The sequence below is a fragment of the Micromonospora sp. NPDC049374 genome (genome assembly GCF_040677165.1).
GTDB lineage: Bacteria > Actinomycetota > Actinomycetes > Mycobacteriales > Micromonosporaceae > Micromonospora.
In genome coordinates, this window is record NZ_JBFAQH010000006.1 from 156,101 (window position 1) to 171,342 (window position 15,242).

Here is a 15,242-nt window from a genome sequence, read left to right on the forward strand (position 1 = left end):
CCCCGTAGGGGAACCATCTCGCCAGTGTTATGAGGAATCCGGCATGTTTAACTGTCCGCACACATCCAACTACCCTCACCGTGATCGGCATTCATCGATCAATCTGCCACGAGCAGGTGGACGTTCGGTGCCGATCGGAGGGAGGTAGGAAGATGGCTCTTCCACAGAGATCCGTGCTCGTCGGGCTGGCCACGCTGGCCATGGTGGCGGCGGCCACGCCGGCCATGGCGGCCGAGCCGGTCGGCACCATCCGAAGCGCCGGCGGCGCGACCGCCGTCGAAGGCAGCTACATCGTCGTGTTCAAGGACAGCGAAGTCAGTCGTACGGCCGTCGGATCCTCCGTGGACCGGCTGCTGCGCCGGCACGGCGGTGCCACGGCCCGGACCTACAGCGCGGCCGTCCGTGGCGCCGAGCTGCGCGTCAGCGCGCGGGCCGCGGCACGGATCGCGGCGGACCCGGCCGTCGCGTACGTCGAACAGAACCACGTCGTTTCCCTCGCGGGTACCCAGACGAACCCCCCGTCCTGGGGCCTGGACCGGATCGACCAGCGGAACCTGCCGCTCAACAGCTCGTACACGTACCCCAACACGGCCACGAACGTGACCTCGTACGTCATCGACACCGGCATCCGAACCACCCACTCGGACTTCGGCGGTCGGGCGACCTGGGGCACCAACACGGTCGACTCCAACAACACCGACTGCAACGGTCACGGCACGCACGTGGCGGGCACGGTCGGTGGCTCGGCGTACGGCGTGGCCAAGGCGACCCGCCTGGTGGCGGTCAAGGTGCTCAACTGCTCCGGCAGCGGCACCAACGCCGGTGTCATCGCCGGCATCGACTGGGTCACCGCCAACGCGGTGAAGCCGGCCGTGGCCAACATGAGCCTCGGCGGTGGGGCGAACACCTCGGTCGACAACGCGGTCATCAACTCCATCAACTCCGGTGTCACGTACGCGGTGGCCGCCGGCAACGGCAACGCGCTCGGCCAGCGGCAGAACGCCTGCAACTACTCGCCGGCCCGGGCCGCAGCGGCGATCACCGTCGGTGCCACCCAGAGCAACGACGCCGCCGCCAGCTTCTCCAACTACGGCACCTGCGTGGACATCCTCGCCCCGGGGGTGAGCATCACCTCCGCCTGGCACACCAGCAACACCGCGACGAACACCATCAGCGGCACCTCGATGGCTTCGCCGCACGTCGCCGGTGTCGCGGCCCTGGTCCTCGCGGCCACCCCGTCCTGGACGCCCCAGCAGGTCCGGGACTACCTGGTAAACAACGCCACCCCGAACGTGATCTCGAACGTCGGCACGGGAACCCCGAACCAGCTGCTCTACGTGGTCAACGGCAGCACCCCGCCACCGACAAACGACTTCTCGGTCTCGGTGTCGCCGACCTCCGGCTCGGTCACGGCGGGTAGCTCGGCGAGCGCCACCGTGTCCACCGCGACCACCAACGGCTCCGCCCAGTCGGTGAGTCTGTCGGCCAGCGGCCTGCCGTCCGGGGCGACCGCCTCGTTCAGCCCGGCCACCGTCACCTCCGGTGGATCGTCCACGCTGACCATCAGCACCTCGGCCAGCACGCCGGCCGGCACGTACACCGTGACCGTCACCGGCACCGCGGCCTCCGGCACCAGGAGCGCGACGTACTCGCTGACGGTGACCGGCGGCAGCGGCGGCGGCTGCTCCGGGACCAACGGCACCGACGTGCCGATTCCGGACTCGGGCTCGGCGGTGACCAGCTCGATCACGATCTCCGGCTGCAACCGGAACGCCTCGTCGAGCTCCACCGTCGCGGTGAACATCGTGCACACCTACCGCGGCGACCTGGTCATCGACCTGCTCGCCCCGGACGGTTCGTCCTACCGGCTGAAGAACAGCAGCATCTTCGACGGCACGGACAACGTGAACACCACCTACACGGGGAACCTGTCCAGTGAGGCGGCGAACGGCACCTGGCGTCTCCAGGTCCGCGACGTCTACGGCGGTGACACCGGCTACATCAACACCTGGACGCTGACCCTCTGACGTCCGGTACGAGGACGGGCCCCGGCGCTACGCCGGGGCCTGTCTGCCGTGCCGGGTCAGACCGCGAACTCGGTCGGCCGTTCGGTGGCCGGCGCGGGCGGCCGGGCCTTCCACAGCCCGGTCTTCTGCGCGAACAGGCGACCCAGGTACGCGGGGTTCAGGATCACGTAGCGCCGCCACAGGCGCTTGGGCTCCAGGCCGAGACGCCAGAACCACTCCAGCCCGGCGCGCTGCATCCACGGCGGCGGCTGACGCAGCAGCCCCGCGTGATAGTCGAACGCCGCGCCGACCGCCATCAGCGGCATGTCCAGCAGCGGGCGCATCGCGTACGTGAAGATCTCCTGCCGGGGGCAGCCGAGCCCGACCAGGACCAGCCGGGCACCACTGGCCTTGATCCGCTCGGCGATGTCGACGTCCTCGCCCGGCTGCACACCGCGGAACTTGGACGCCTCCACTCCGGCGATCTTCAGGGCCGGGAACATCCGCTCCAGCGCCGGAATCAACCGGGCGAGGGTCTCCTCGGTCGAACCGTACAGGTAGACCGGCAGCCCCTCGTCGGCGAAGCGGGACAGCACGTGCAGGGTCAGCGTCGGACCGTAGACCCGATCGGTGAGCCCGGCGCCGTGCAGCAGGTTCAGCGCCCAGCGCACTGGCTGACCGTCCGGAGTAACCACGTCGAAGGAGTTGAGCCGGGCGTTGTGTGCCCGGTCCAGCACGCCGGTCATCACGCCGTGCACGGCCAGCGCGGTGAGCGCCAACGGGCGGCGTTCCTGCGCGGCGGCCACCACCTGCTCGGTGGCCTCGGCGTAGTCGGTCGCATCGACCAGGACACCGAGCACGTTCTTCTTGGTCATGCTCCCGGCACCCACTTGTCCACGTTGGCCTCGTAGATCTCTCGCATGATCATTGGTACGTCGTACACCTGCTTCCAGTCCGGGTAGTCGGCCTGGAACGCCTCGTTGGAGCCGATCCACCACTTGTGGTCGCCGATCCGGTTGGCCTCGACGTACTCGGTGATCATCTCCTGGCCGGTGATCTGCTCGGCCAGTGTGAACGCCTCCCGGTTGGAGGTGTTCGAGTGCCGACCGCCGCCGAGGTTGTAGACGGCGGCCGAGCGAGGGTTGCGGAAGAACGCCTCGAACGCGGAGACCACGTCCGAGCTGTGGATGGCATCGCGGACCTGCTTGCCCTGGTAGCCGAAGATCTTGTAGGTGCGGCGCTCCATGTTCGCCCGCATCACGTAGCCGAGGAAGCCGTGCAACTCGGTCGCCGAGTGCGCCGGCCCGGTCAGCGTCCCGCCCCGGAAACAGGCCGTGTTCATGCCGAAGTAGCGGCCGTACTCCTGCACCATGACGTCCGCCGCGACCTTGGAGGCACCGAAGATCGAGTGCAGGCACGCGTCGATCGACATGTCCTCCCGGATGCCCTGCTCGTACGGGTGGCCCGGCTCGATCTCCCAGCGGGTCTCCAACTCCACCAGAGGCAGGCTGTTGGGCCGGTCGCCGTAGACCTTGTTTGTGGAGCAGTGGATGACCGGGGCGTCGATGCAGTGTTCCCGGACGTTCTGGAGGACGTTCAGGGTGCCTGCGGCGTTGACGTCGAAGTCGGTGAACGGGTCACGCACCGCCCAGTCGTGCGAGGGCTGCGCGGCAGTGTGGATCACCACTGCCACGTCCCGGCCGTACCGGCCGAACAGCGCGCCGAGCGCCGCCCGGTCCCGGATGTCGATGCTGTGGTGGGAGTACGCCTCACCCAGCTCGTCGGTCAGCCGGCGGACGTTCCACGCGGTGGACGCCTCCGCGCCGAAGAACTCCTGCCGCATGTCGTTGTCGATGCCGACGACGTCGAGACCGAGGCCGGCGAAGTGCCGGACCGCCTCGGAGCCGATCAGCCCGCCCGACCCGGTCACGAATGCGACACTCACATGCCACTCCTGGTGCGTCGGAGGCAGAAACCATCGGAGCATAGCGTGACGTCCGGCACGCCCTGATACGGAGCGAGGGCCCCGCATTCCGCGGAGCCCTCGTGTGTGGTGGGGAAGGGGGGAGTTGAACCCCCACGTCCTTTCGGACACACGGACCTGAACCGTGCGCGTCTGCCATTCCGCCACTTCCCCGTGGCCTGACCTCAGTAAACGTGGCCCGGGCCGGACACCGCCGGCGACCGGCGGGCCTCGGCCATACTACGTGACCTTGGTCTGCTGCCGCGAATGGCTTTCGCTGCTCGCAGCGGTTACCGTTCGTGGCGGACGAAAGAGTAGCACGACAATCAGAAGCCGTCCGAACGGGCCGCGGCCTGCCGGCCGAGCGGCGTGTGAGCTGCGTGCGCTCTGGACGGATACCATCATGTCCTCGGGACCCGAGGAGGAGCCGGTGAGCGTGCTGCAACGCTTCGAGAAGCGTCTGGAAGGCCTGGTCGAAGGGGCTTTCGCCAAGGTCTTCAAAGGGGTGGTCCACCCCGTGGAGATCCTCAACGCCATGCAGCGGGAGGCCGAGGCACACAAGGCCATCCTGGCTGGTGGGCGCACGTTGGTGCCCAACCGCTACGTGATCGATCTCTCCCCGTACGACCACAGTCGGCTGGCACCGTACGCCGCCGCGCTGGCCCAGGAGCTGGCCCAGTCGCAGGCGGAGTTCATCGGCGAGCAGGCCTGGACGGTCTACGGGGACGTGATCGTCGAGATCGAGCGCGGTGAAGGACTGGACACCGGTATGTTCCGGGTCACCGCGGAGGTCTACACCGGTGGCGAGGTCGCCCCGGTTTCGGCGCCCGGCTATGACGCCGGTCCGCCCGGATACGACGCCGGTCCGCCCGGCTACCCGTCCTATGACCAGGGTGGTGGCTACGGCCCGCCGCCGGGGCACGGCGCCGGACGCAACATCCGGCTGGTCTCCGGCGACGGCCGCACCTATCCGCTACAGATGGGCTCGACCGTGATCGGTCGTGGCGACCAGGCCAACCTGCGCCTGCCGGACGTCGGCATCTCCCGGCGACACGCCCGGCTGGACTTCGACGGTGGGCAGGTCGTGCTGACCGATCTCGGCTCGACCAACGGCACCATGGTCAACGGCCAGCGGGTCTCCGCCGTGGCGTTGAACCCCGGTGACATGATCCAGCTCGGTACGACCACTCTGACCTTCCGCGTGGACGGCTGATCCGCCTTGCCGGAACTCGTTATCACCGTTGCCCGGTTCGGATTCCTCGTCCTGCTGTGGATCTTCGTGTTCACGGTGGTCGGCGTCATCCGCCGGGACCTCTTCGCAGGGGCCCGGTCGGGTCGACTGGTGGCCGCGCCCCGGGCGGTGGGCGCGTCGACCGGACAGGCGACGGCGAAGCCGGCGAAGGTGAAGCGGGGGCGGGCGGCGCACCAACTGGTGGTGACCGCAGGTCAGCTGGCCGGCACTCGGATCACGTTGGGTGAGGCGCAGATAACGATCGGTCGTGCCGAGGACTCCACCCTCGTCATCACCGACGATTACGCGTCCGCGCGACACGCCCGGCTCGTGCCGCGCGATGGACAGTGGTTCGTCGAGGACCTGGGTTCGACTAACGGGACGTACCTGGATCGCGCTAAGGTCACCGGACCGACCCCCGTCCCCCTCGGCGTGCCGATCCGGATCGGCCGCACCTCTCTCGAATTACGGCCATGACTCTGACCCTGCGCTATGCGGCCCACAGCGACCGCGGTCTGATCCGAGACGGTAATCAGGACTCCGTCTACGCCGGGCCGCGGCTACTCGCCGTTGCCGACGGCATGGGCGGCATGGCCGCCGGTGACGTCGCCAGCAACATCGTCATCGGTGCCATGGCGCCGCTGGACGAGGACGTCCCGGGCAACGCCCTGGTCGACGCGCTCCGTTCCGCGGTAGGCACCGCCAACCAGCAACTCCGCGAGACGGTGGAGGCCAACCCCCAGTTGGAGGGGATGGGCACCACGCTGACCGCGACCCTGTTCTCCGGCAGCAAGCTGGGCATGGTCCACATCGGCGACTCGCGGGCCTATCTTCTGCGCGACGGAGAGTTCGCGCAGATCACCAAGGACGACACCTACGTCCAGATGCTCGTCGACGAGGGCCGGATCAGCCCGGAGGAGGCGAGCAGCCACCCGCAGCGCTCGTTGCTCACCCGGGCCCTGGACGGCCGCGACATCGACCCGGAGTACTCGGTCCGGCAGGTGCTGCCAGGCGATCGGTATCTGATCTGCTCCGACGGGCTCTCCGGCGTGGTGAGCGCGGAGACCATCGGCGAGACCATGCGGGAGTACGCCGACCCGCAGCAGTGCGTCGAACGGCTCGTCCAGCTCGCCCTGCGCGGCGGCGGTCCGGACAACATCACCGTGATCATCGCCGACGCCACCGACCGGGACATCGTCGAGGCGGCGCCGATCGTCGGCGGTGCGGCGGCCCAAGACCGGGGGATGGCCACCTCGGCGGACGTCTCCACTCCGGCGGCTCGTGCCTCGGCGCTCTCCGCGCCCCGGCCGGCGACGCCTGACGACTCCGCCGCCAACAACGACGACGAGCCCGAGGCGCGACGGCGCCCACTGCGGGCGCTCGCGATGACGACCGCACTGCTGGTGATCGTCGGCGGTGGGGTGTTCGCCGGTTGGAGCTACACGCAGCGCCAGTACTACGTGGGCGCGACAGAGAACGGCCAGGTGGCCGTGTTCCGTGGCATCCAGGGCCAGATCGCCGGGATGGATCTCTCCAGCGTGCACTCCGAGAGCAGTGCCCAGTTGGACGACCTCACCCTGGCCGCGCAGGAGCAGGTCAAACAGGGCATCCCGGCCAAGAGCGAGCCGGACGCGGAACGGCGGCTGGCCGAGCTGACGATGGACAGCCCGACAAACGTGAACCTCAAGCCGATCTGTCCGCCGACTCCGAGCCCGACGCCCTCGTTGGCGGGTTCGCCGTCCCCGACGCCGAGCGCCCCGGCGGGATCGCCGAGCGTCCCGGCCGGCTCACCCAGCCAGGTGGGCAGCGTCTCGCCGTCGTCGCGCGCCGGAGCCACGGTCACGCCGACCGGCTCCGTCGCCGCACCGGACAGCACCCCCGACGCGCCGCCCGTCGACACCTTCACGCCCACGGTCGATCCGGCGGCCTGCCGGTCGCCCGAGTAGGCACCGGCCCCCACCCGAGGACGATCGTGACCGCACCGGCCACCCCGGCATCCTCGCCCGCGACCGCGGGCGAGCGACCCGGCGTACGCATGGCCCGGTCCCGGCGCAACGCCGAACTGTCGCTGCTGCTGCTGGCCATGGCGCTGGTCGCCGCGTACGGGGCGATGGTCGAGGCGAACGTGCTCGACACGGTCACCCCGGGCTTCTGGGTGCCGGCCGCCACGCTCACCGCGGTCTTCCTCGGCATGCACCTGGTGATCCGGTTCCTGGCGCCCTTCGCCGATCCGGCGCTGCTGCCGGCGGTGGCCCTGCTCAACGGGCTGGGAGTCGGCTTCCTCCGCCGGCTCGACCTCGCCAAGGCGGCCCCCGAGGAACGGGCCGACCTGGCCATCTTCGCCGGCATCGGCGGTCGGCAGCTCGCCTGGACGCTGATCTCGGTGGTCCTCGCCGCCGGGCTGCTGGCGCTGATGCGCGACCACCGGTCGATCTCCCGGTACGCGTACACCCTGGGTCTGGCGGGCATCGTGCTGGTCATGCTGCCGGCGGTGCTACCGGCCAGCATCTCCGAGATCAACGGCGCGAAGCTCTGGGTACGCATCGGCAGTTTCTCGATCCAGCCCGGCGAGTTCGCCAAGCTCGCCCTGCTTGTCTTCTTCGCCTACTACCTGGTGCGCAAGCGTGAGGTGCTGTCGCTGGCGAGTCACCGGTTCCTCGGCATCGACTTCCCGCGCGGCCGCGACCTCGGCCCGGTGCTCGTGGTCTGGGTGATCAGCCTGCTGGTCCTCGTCTTCGAGAAGGACCTGGGCACCTCGCTGCTCTACTTCGGCATGTTCGTGGCCACGGTGTACATCGCCACCGAACGGGTCAGCTGGCTGCTCATCGGCCTGGTCCTCTTCTTCGGCGGTGCCTACCTCGCGTATGTGCTCGGCGAGGCGGTGGGCGGTCCGTTCGCGAACTTCTACCTGCGGGCGGAGATCTGGCTCGACCCGTTCGCCGAGCCGTACGACGACGGCTACCAGCTGGTGCAGGGACTGCTCGCCCTCGGCTCCGGTGGGCTGTTCGGTGCCGGGCCGGGCGGCGGTCAGCCGCTGCTGCTGCCGGAGGTGCAGAACGACTTCATCTTCGCCGGCATCGGTGAGGAGATCGGCCTCTTCGGCCTCTCCGCGCTACTGGTGATCTACCTGCTCATCGTCGAGCGGGGCCTGCGGGCCGCCCTGGCGGTCCGGGACTCGTTCGGCAAGCTGCTCGCCGGTGGTCTGGCCTTCACCCTCGCGCTCCAGGTCTTCGTGATCGTCGGCGGGATCAGCAAGCTCATCCCGCTCACCGGTCAGACCACGCCGTTCCTCTCCGCCGGTGGCTCCTCGCTGATGGCGAACTGGCTGCTCATCGCGGTGCTGCTGCGCGTCTCCGACGCCGGCCGCCGGCCGGTCGACGGCGCCGGTGGCAAGGTGACCCGCCCCTCCGGTCCGCCCGAGCAACTGCACGGTGCCCCCACGGAGGTGATCAAGCCGTGAACGCACCCCTGCGCCGGGTCGGTGTGGTCGTCATCGTCCTGTTCGGTCTGCTCTTCGCCAACCTGAACTGGATCCAGGCGTACAAGGCCGACGAGTACCGCACCAGCGACTACAACGGTCGGGTCCAGGTCGCCAAGTACGACCGCAAGCGCGGCAACATCGAGGCCGGCGGCACCGCCCTGGCGGTCAGCAAGGAGACCGACGGCGAGCTGAAGTACCTGCGCACCTACCCGGGCGGCGCGAAGTACGCCCACGTGCTCGGGTACGAGCCGGTCAACGGCTCCGCCACTGGCCTGGAGCGCGCCGAGAACGACTTCCTCGCCGGCACCAGCGACCAGCTCATCGTCAACCGGCTGCGGGACATGGTCACCGGCGACACCACCGCCGGTGGCAACGTGCTGCTGACCCTGTCGAAGCGGGCCCAGGACACCGCGTACGACGAGTTGCGCGGCAACAACGTCGGGTCGACCAAGGGTGCGGCGATCGCCCTCGACCCGGCCACCGGGGCGGTGCAGGCACTGGTCTCCATCCCCAGCTTCGATCCGAACCCGCTGTCCAGCCATGACACCAACGAGGCGACCGCCGCGTACAACCGGCTCGAACAGGAGGCGGGACGGCCGCTGCGGAACCGGGCGCTCGGCGAGGTGCTGCCGCCGGGCTCCACCTTCAAGATCGTGGTGGCTGCGGCCGCGCTGGAAAACGGGATCACCAAGGAGACGAACATCCCGGCCGGTTCGAGCTACACCCCGCCCACCTCCGGCGAGCCGATCCGCAACGCCGCGCCGTCGATCTGCCCCGAGTCCCAGGTGACCCTGATGAGCGCGGTCACCGAATCCTGCAACACCGGGTTCGCGAAGCTCGGTGGCCAGCTCGGCCCGGACGTGCTCAAGGAGAAGGCCCGGCAGTTCGGGTTCGAGCAGGAGGACCTGACCGTCGGCCGGCTCGGCGAGGGCGGCCTGAGCGTGGCGGCCAGCCAGACGGGCAGCATGGAGAACCCGGACGGCGGTGCCGACCCGGCAGCGCTGGCACAGTCCTCCATCGGGCAGCGTGACGTGCGGATGACCCCGTTGCAGGGCGCCATGATCGCCGCAGCAGTGGCCAACGGCGGCAGCCAGATGCGGCCGTACCTGGTGCGTCAGCTGCTGGCACCGGACCGCACCACCGTCTACGACACCGCCAACCCGCGCGAGCTGCGCCGGCCGGTGAGCGGTCAGGTCGCCGCCGACCTGCGGGACATGATGGTAAGCGTGGTGCAGAACGGCACCGGTCGTAACGCCCGGATCAACGGCTACACCGTCGGCGGCAAGACCGGCACCGCCGACGTCGCGCCCGGCGTCCCGCCGCACTCCTGGTTCATCGGCTTCGCGCTGGACAAGGACGACAAGCCGGTCTCGGCCGTCTGTGTCCTGTTGGAGAACGGCGGCGACGGCGGCAGCGCCGAGGCCGCCCGGATCGCCGGTCAGATCATGCGGGCCGCCATCGCCGAACCCGGAGGGCGGTGACATGCTCAGTCCGGGTGTGCAACTCGGTAACCGCTACCGCCTCGACGAGCGGATCGCCAGCGGCGGCATGGGTGACGTCTGGCGCGGCACCGACCAGGTGCTCGGTCGTACGGTGGCGGTCAAGAGCCTGCTCCCGGCGTTGCTGGACGAGCCCGGGTTCGCCGAGCGGTTCCGCGGCGAGGCCCGCACCATGGCCACGATCAACCACCCGGGCGTGGTCGACGTCTACGACTTCGGCAACGACCAGCACATCGCTTTCCTGGTGATGGAGTACGTCGAGGGCGACCCCCTCTCGGCCACGCTTAGCCGCGTCGGCCGGCTCACTCCGGCGCGGACCATGGCGCTCGTCGCCCAGGCCGCTGACGCGCTGCACGCCGCCCACGTGAAGGGCATCGTGCACCGGGACGTGAAGCCCGGCAACCTGCTGGTCCGCCCCAACGGCACGCTGGTGCTCACCGACTTCGGCATTGCCCGGTCGGACCTGGTCGGGCAGCTCACCGCGGCCGGTTCGGTGCTCGGCACCGCCTCGTACATCTCGCCGGAGCAGGCCACCGGCCAGGTCGCCACGCCCGCCTCCGACGTCTACGCGCTCGGCGTGGTCGCCTACCAGTGCCTCGCCGGCCGGCGGCCCTTCGAGGGTGACAACCCCCTCGACATCGCGATGCGGCACGTCCGGGAGACGCCCCGGCCGCTGCCCTCCGACATCCCGCCCCAGGTCCGCGCGCTGGTCGAGCGGGCGTTGGCGAAGGATCCGAAGGGGCGCTGGCCGAGTGCCGCCGCGCTGGCCGGTGCGGCGCGACAGTTGAAGACCGCGCTGTCCCGGCAGGCCCGAGCCGGTGGGCAGGCCGCACCGATCTCCGCAGCGCCGGCCTCGCCGGCACCGGGCCGCGCGCAGGTTCCGCCGCCGCAGCCACCGCGTCCGGTCGCGGCCCCGCATTCCCCGGCCCCCGCGCACCCGCAGGCCGTGGGGCATCGACCGCCGCCGACCCACCCGCAGGCCCGGCCGCCGGTGGCCGCGCACCGTCCCACCGCGGTGGCGCCGGCCGCCGCCGGCTACCCGCGCGGCGCGGCCACGGTTCCGCCCGGGTACGCTCCGCAGCCCGGATCGTCACGGCCGGTACCCCGACGGTCACGATCCGGGATGGTCTTCCTGGCCATCATGTTGGGCGCACTGGTCCTCATCTGCTCCGGCGTGATTTCCTACCAACTGCGGAACAACATCGGCGCGGGCACGCCGGGTGGAGCTTCCGTGCCAACGGTGACGTCCGACGCGCTGCGGCCTGACGGGCGAGACGATCTGGTCGATACGGCGTACCGTCGACTGGATCAGCCCCGACTGGGCGGCGACGTGACGACGACGAGCGAAGGACGACAGACGCGATGACAGCGCAGGCCCGCCTGCTCGGTGGCAGGTACCAGGTCGGCGAGCTGCTCGGGTACGGCGGCATGGCCGAGGTGCATCGCGGTCGTGACCTGCGGCTCGGCCGGGACGTCGCGATCAAGATGCTCCGCGCCGACCTGGCCCGCGACGCCACCTTCCAGATGCGTTTCCGGCGGGAGGCGCAGAACGCCGCCTCCCTCAACCACCCGGCGATCGTCGCCGTCTACGACACCGGCGAGGAGCAGGCGCCAACCGGCGAGACGCTTCCGTTCATCGTGATGGAGTTCGTGAACGGGCGCACGCTGAAGGAGGTGCTCGGCGCGGAGGGCCGGTTGCAGCCCCGGCGGGCACTGGAGATCTCCGCCGACATCTGCGCCGCGTTGGACTTCAGCCACCGGCACGGCATCATCCACCGCGACATCAAGCCGGGCAACGTCATGCTCACCCAGACCGGCCAGGTCAAGGTGATGGACTTCGGCATCGCCCGGGCGCTGGCCAGCGGTGCCACCACGATGACGCAGACCAGCGCGGTCATCGGCACCGCGCAGTACCTCTCCCCGGAGCAGGCGCGCGGCGAGGCGGTCGACGCCCGCTCCGATGTGTACGCCGCCGGCTGTGTGCTCTTCGAGTTGCTCTGCGGGCATCCGCCGTTCGTCGGCGACAGCCCGGTCAGTGTCGCCTATCAGCATGTGCGGGAGGCTCCGCCGACCCCGAGCGACCTCAACCCGGACGTCAACCCGGCGGTCGACGCGATCGTGCTCAAGGCACTGTCGAAGAACCCGCTGAACCGCTACCAGAGCGCCGGGGAGATGCGAGCCGACCTGCTCCGGGCGGCAGCCGGCCGGCCGGTGCTGGCGACCCCGGTGATGCGCGAGGACGAGACCGTGGCGATGGCCGCGGCCGGTCACCCGGGCTACCCGTCGGCGGGCGCGACGCAGACCCGGCAGATTCCAGCCCGGGTGGGCGATCCGCGCCAGCGCAAGGCGTCGTCCTGGCTGATCGCCACGTTCGCCGCGCTCGGCGTGCTCGCGGTGATCGCCCTGGTCGCTGCCCTCCTGCTGAACCAGCGCGACGAGCCGCAGGACGTCGCGGTGCCGACGGTCACCGGGCTGAGTCAGGCGGACGCGTTCGCCCAGATCGAGCGGGACGGCTTGGTGCCTGCGCTCGGCGAGCAGGAGTTCACCTCGGACTGCAAGGAGGGGACGGTCACCAACCAGTCCCCACCCCCCGGTGAGCGTGCGGCACCGAACAGCACGGTGACCGTACGCATCTGCGGCGGCAAGCCCGAGGTGGAAATCCCGCGCGGCCTTGTCGGCAGCACCCGCGAGAGCGCGGAGACCCAGCTCAAGAACCTCAACCTCAAGGTGGAGGTCGAGGAGGCCAACAACGCGGCGCCCGAGGGGCAGGTGCTGAAGGTCTCCCCGGATGGCGGGGAGAAGGTTGCCGAGGGCACCGAGGTCGTCCTCACCGTCTCGAAGGGCAATGTGGGGACGGTGCCGTCGGTCGTCGGCCTTTCCGAGGCGGAGGCGAAGCGGACCCTGGAACGCGCCGGTTTCAAGCACGACGTCGAACTCGGTGACGAGGTTCCCGCCGATCAGGCCGGGCGGGTGGTCGACCAGAGCCCGAACGGCAATACCGAGCGGACCAAGGGCAGCACGGTGAAGATCATCGTGTCGGTCGAGGAGCCGGAGGACCCGGACCCGCCGTCCCAGACCCCGCCGACCACCGGCGCTCCCACCACGCCGCCGCCCGACGACGATGACGACAGCGGAGGCGGAGGCGGGTCCGTCCTGCCGACCCCGCCGTTCCGCCTGTCCAGAGAGTGACGGGACAGGTCTCAGGACGCCTAGCTTCATCCGAATATTTAAGTATCTTGACGGATGCTCCTCGCCGTGATGATATTGGCGCGTCACAGATCGTGGCGACCGCATCACCGCACGGGGGTTCCAAATCATGCGTAAACCTGTCCGCGCGTCCCTACTGCTCGCCGCACTGATCCCGCTCCTCTTCGTCGCACCTGGGCAGTCCCTGGCGGCCGGGCCGTCGGAAACGACGGCCTCTCCTGTCGTCGCGTCAGCCGAACCCGCCAAGCCGACCCGGGAGGAAGCCATCGCCAAGGAGCGGGACGGCCGGGCGGAGGTGACCCTGCCCAGCCGCACCGTCCGGCACGCCGACGGAAGTGTCGAGACCATCGCGGACCCGGCCGCCGTCCGGGCACTCAGCTCGACCCTCGCAGTCGGCGACGCCTGCGGCTCGGCCTGTGACGGCAAGGACCCCGCGTCGTTCCTGGCACCGATGCCGGGGGGCCCGTCGAACTACGCCTACTGCAGCACCGACGCCGTGACCATCTACAGCAAGTACAACGGTTACAACTCGCGAGTCGAGCTGCGGTACAGCCCGACCTGCCGAACGGCGTGGAGCCGCGGCTGCTGCTACACCTCCATCGCCGGCTTCGGGTACTACGCCAACGGAAATCTCCGCCTCTCGGTCTACAACCACGACGGCCGGTTCAACGGCACCAACGTCTGGACCGCCATGCTCGACGACGCGGGCTACACCTACAAGGCCTGCTATGACACGCAGATCGGTGGCCCGTCGATCTGGTCCTGCACCAGTCGTTACTAGGGGTTTCACAGGGCTCGCCCGAGCGAGCCGAGGCCCGGGCGGTGGTCCAGCGCCGCCGGTCGTATCCGGGACCGCCGCGATCCACGCGGCGGTCCCGATGTCGTTGTGCGGCGTCAGGTGGTGGCGAAGGCGGCGAGGCGGCGGGCGTCGACCTCGGCGGCCAGTTCCGGAGCGCGTTCCAGCGCTTCCGGATGGCCGCAGGCGGCGAGCCAGTTGGCAAGCATCAGGTGACCGCCCTCGGTGAGCACCGACTCGGGGTGGAACTGGACGCCCTCGATCGGCAGGGTGCGGTGGCGCATCGCCATGACGATCCCGGAGGCTGTCCAGCCGGTCACCTCCAGCTCGGCCGGCAGGGTTTCCCGCAGCACGGCGAGAGAGTGGTAGCGGGTCGCCGTGAACGGGTCGGGCAGGCCGGCGAGGACGCCGGTGCCGTCGTGCCGGACCTCAGAGGTCTTGCCGTGCAGCAGTTCCGGGGCGCGCGTGACGGTCGCCCCGAACGCCTCGCCGATGGCCTGGTGCCCCAGACACACCCCGAAGATCGGCAGCTTGCCGGCGTACTCGCGGATCACGTCGAGGCAGATGCCGGCCCGGTCGGGCGTGCCCGGGCCCGGTGAGAGCAGGACGCCGGCCGCGCCGACCCGCCCGACCTCGGCCACCTCGATCTCGTCGTTGCGTCGTACCTCGCACTCCACGCCGAGCTGGCCGAGGTACTGCACGAGGTTGAAGACGAACGAGTCGTAGTTGTCGATCACCAGGACGCGCATCGGTCTCACTAGTCCTCGTCCGGCGGCGGGGTGTTGTTCCGGTCGGTGTCGTACGGCAGATCGTGCTCGTCGCCCGCTGGAGCGTCATCGACCGTGCCGTCGTCCCCGGGCCCGACGTCGCCGTCCGGTGCGCCCGGTACGCCGGAGTCGTCCTGGGTGACCTGCACGTCGTCGAAGGGCAGCAGCGGTTCCGCCCAGGGAAACACCACGTACCACAGCAGCGCCACCATCGTGGTGGCGAGCAGGAGACTGCCGGCGAGCTTGCCGGGCAGCCCGAAGGGCAGCTTGCGCCAGATCCAGGCGTACATCG

Annotated in this window: 13 protein-coding genes and 1 tRNA gene; 9 read left to right on the top strand and 5 right to left on the bottom strand. The window is 70.0% G+C overall.

Features of this window, described 5'->3' with window-relative positions; genetic code table 11:
- Window positions 1-152 precede the first annotated feature (152 nt).
- Window positions 153-2,027: a S8 family serine peptidase gene (locus tag AB0J93_RS12705; protein ID WP_363921164.1), complete on the top strand. Its 1,875-nt coding sequence runs from the start codon at window positions 153-155 to the stop codon at window positions 2,025-2,027.
- Window positions 2,028-2,083: 56 nt separating this feature from the next.
- On the opposite strand, the gene AB0J93_RS12710 is transcribed toward AB0J93_RS12705, so the two are convergent.
- From AB0J93_RS12710 to AB0J93_RS12720, 3 genes are all read right to left on the bottom strand, one after another.
- Entirely contained in the window at window positions 2,084-2,881 is a 798-nt protein-coding gene (locus AB0J93_RS12710; RefSeq protein WP_363921166.1) for a WecB/TagA/CpsF family glycosyltransferase, read from the bottom strand.
- The gene (locus tag AB0J93_RS12715) at window positions 2,878-3,993 is read right to left on the bottom strand and encodes an NAD-dependent epimerase/dehydratase family protein (RefSeq protein WP_363921168.1); all 1,116 of its coding nucleotides are present in this window, start codon (window positions 3,991-3,993) and stop codon (window positions 2,878-2,880) included. The genes AB0J93_RS12710 and AB0J93_RS12715 overlap by 4 nt, the downstream gene beginning before the upstream one ends.
- Window positions 3,994-4,057: 64 nt before the next feature.
- Window positions 4,058-4,143 (bottom strand) — tRNA-Leu (locus AB0J93_RS12720).
- A gap of 229 nt (window positions 4,144-4,372) precedes the next feature.
- Between AB0J93_RS12720 and AB0J93_RS12725 the strand changes: the two genes are divergently transcribed.
- The 8 genes from AB0J93_RS12725 (at window position 4,373) to AB0J93_RS12760 (ending at window position 14,168) form a co-directional block, all read left to right on the top strand.
- On the top strand, window positions 4,373-5,182 hold the full coding sequence (locus AB0J93_RS12725) for a DUF3662 and FHA domain-containing protein (protein ID WP_363921170.1): 810 nt from the start codon (window positions 4,373-4,375) through the stop codon (window positions 5,180-5,182).
- Between the two features lie 6 nt (window positions 5,183-5,188).
- Window positions 5,189-5,677, top strand: coding sequence for an FHA domain-containing protein (locus AB0J93_RS12730; RefSeq protein ID WP_111242783.1), 489 nt, complete (start codon window positions 5,189-5,191; stop codon window positions 5,675-5,677).
- The gene (locus AB0J93_RS12735; protein WP_363921173.1) at window positions 5,674-7,146 is read left to right on the top strand and encodes a protein phosphatase 2C domain-containing protein; all 1,473 of its coding nucleotides are present in this window, start codon (window positions 5,674-5,676) and stop codon (window positions 7,144-7,146) included. The genes AB0J93_RS12730 and AB0J93_RS12735 overlap by 4 nt, the downstream gene beginning before the upstream one ends.
- Window positions 7,147-7,235: 89 nt before the next feature.
- Window positions 7,236-8,660: an FtsW/RodA/SpoVE family cell cycle protein gene (locus AB0J93_RS12740; protein ID WP_363921539.1), complete on the top strand. Its 1,425-nt coding sequence runs from the start codon at window positions 7,236-7,238 to the stop codon at window positions 8,658-8,660.
- On the top strand, window positions 8,657-10,162 hold the full coding sequence (locus AB0J93_RS12745) for a penicillin-binding protein 2 (RefSeq protein WP_363921175.1): 1,506 nt from the start codon (window positions 8,657-8,659) through the stop codon (window positions 10,160-10,162). The genes AB0J93_RS12740 and AB0J93_RS12745 overlap by 4 nt, the downstream gene beginning before the upstream one ends.
- A gap of 1 nt (window position 10,163) precedes the next feature.
- Complete coding sequence (locus AB0J93_RS12750) at window positions 10,164-11,546, top strand: protein kinase (protein ID WP_363921177.1); 1,383 nt, start codon at window positions 10,164-10,166, stop codon at window positions 11,544-11,546.
- A complete protein-coding gene (gene pknB, locus AB0J93_RS12755; protein WP_363921179.1) occupies window positions 11,543-13,369 on the top strand; it encodes a Stk1 family PASTA domain-containing Ser/Thr kinase in 1,827 nt (608 codons plus the stop codon). The genes AB0J93_RS12750 and pknB overlap by 4 nt, the downstream gene beginning before the upstream one ends.
- A gap of 127 nt (window positions 13,370-13,496) precedes the next feature.
- Window positions 13,497-14,168, top strand: a complete 672-nt coding sequence (locus AB0J93_RS12760) for a DUF2690 domain-containing protein (RefSeq protein ID WP_363921181.1) — start codon at window positions 13,497-13,499, stop codon at window positions 14,166-14,168.
- 113 nt (window positions 14,169-14,281) lie between these two features.
- Here AB0J93_RS12760 and AB0J93_RS12765 read toward each other — a convergent pair whose 3' ends face one another.
- Window positions 14,282-14,932 carry an aminodeoxychorismate/anthranilate synthase component II gene (locus AB0J93_RS12765; RefSeq protein ID WP_363921183.1) on the bottom strand — a complete coding sequence of 217 codons (651 nt, stop codon included), beginning with the start codon at window positions 14,930-14,932 and terminating at the stop codon, window positions 14,282-14,284.
- Between the two features lie 8 nt (window positions 14,933-14,940).
- Complete coding sequence (locus AB0J93_RS12770; RefSeq protein ID WP_363921185.1) at window positions 14,941-15,240, bottom strand: hypothetical protein; 300 nt, start codon at window positions 15,238-15,240, stop codon at window positions 14,941-14,943.
- Between the last annotated feature and the right edge of the window lie 2 nt (window positions 15,241-15,242).

Coding starts and splice junctions, on each gene's coding strand:
- AB0J93_RS12750 (WP_363921177.1), top strand. CDS start 10,164: ATGCTCAGTCCGGGTGTGCAACTCGGTAACCGCTACCGCCTCGACGAG.
- AB0J93_RS12710 (WP_363921166.1), bottom strand. CDS start 2,881: ATGACCAAGAAGAACGTGCTCGGTGTCCTGGTCGATGCGACCGACTAC.
- pknB (WP_363921179.1), top strand. CDS start 11,543: ATGACAGCGCAGGCCCGCCTGCTCGGTGGCAGGTACCAGGTCGGCGAG.
- AB0J93_RS12740 (WP_363921539.1), top strand. CDS start 7,236: ATGGCCCGGTCCCGGCGCAACGCCGAACTGTCGCTGCTGCTGCTGGCC.
- AB0J93_RS12770 (WP_363921185.1), bottom strand. CDS start 15,240: ATGTACGCCTGGATCTGGCGCAAGCTGCCCTTCGGGCTGCCCGGCAAG.
- AB0J93_RS12715 (WP_363921168.1), bottom strand. CDS start 3,993: ATGCTCCGATGGTTTCTGCCTCCGACGCACCAGGAGTGGCATGTGAGT.
- AB0J93_RS12760 (WP_363921181.1), top strand. CDS start 13,497: ATGCGTAAACCTGTCCGCGCGTCCCTACTGCTCGCCGCACTGATCCCG.
- AB0J93_RS12705 (WP_363921164.1), top strand. CDS start 153: ATGGCTCTTCCACAGAGATCCGTGCTCGTCGGGCTGGCCACGCTGGCC.
- AB0J93_RS12765 (WP_363921183.1), bottom strand. CDS start 14,932: ATGCGCGTCCTGGTGATCGACAACTACGACTCGTTCGTCTTCAACCTC.
- AB0J93_RS12735 (WP_363921173.1), top strand. CDS start 5,674: ATGACTCTGACCCTGCGCTATGCGGCCCACAGCGACCGCGGTCTGATC.
- AB0J93_RS12725 (WP_363921170.1), top strand. CDS start 4,373: ATGTCCTCGGGACCCGAGGAGGAGCCGGTGAGCGTGCTGCAACGCTTC.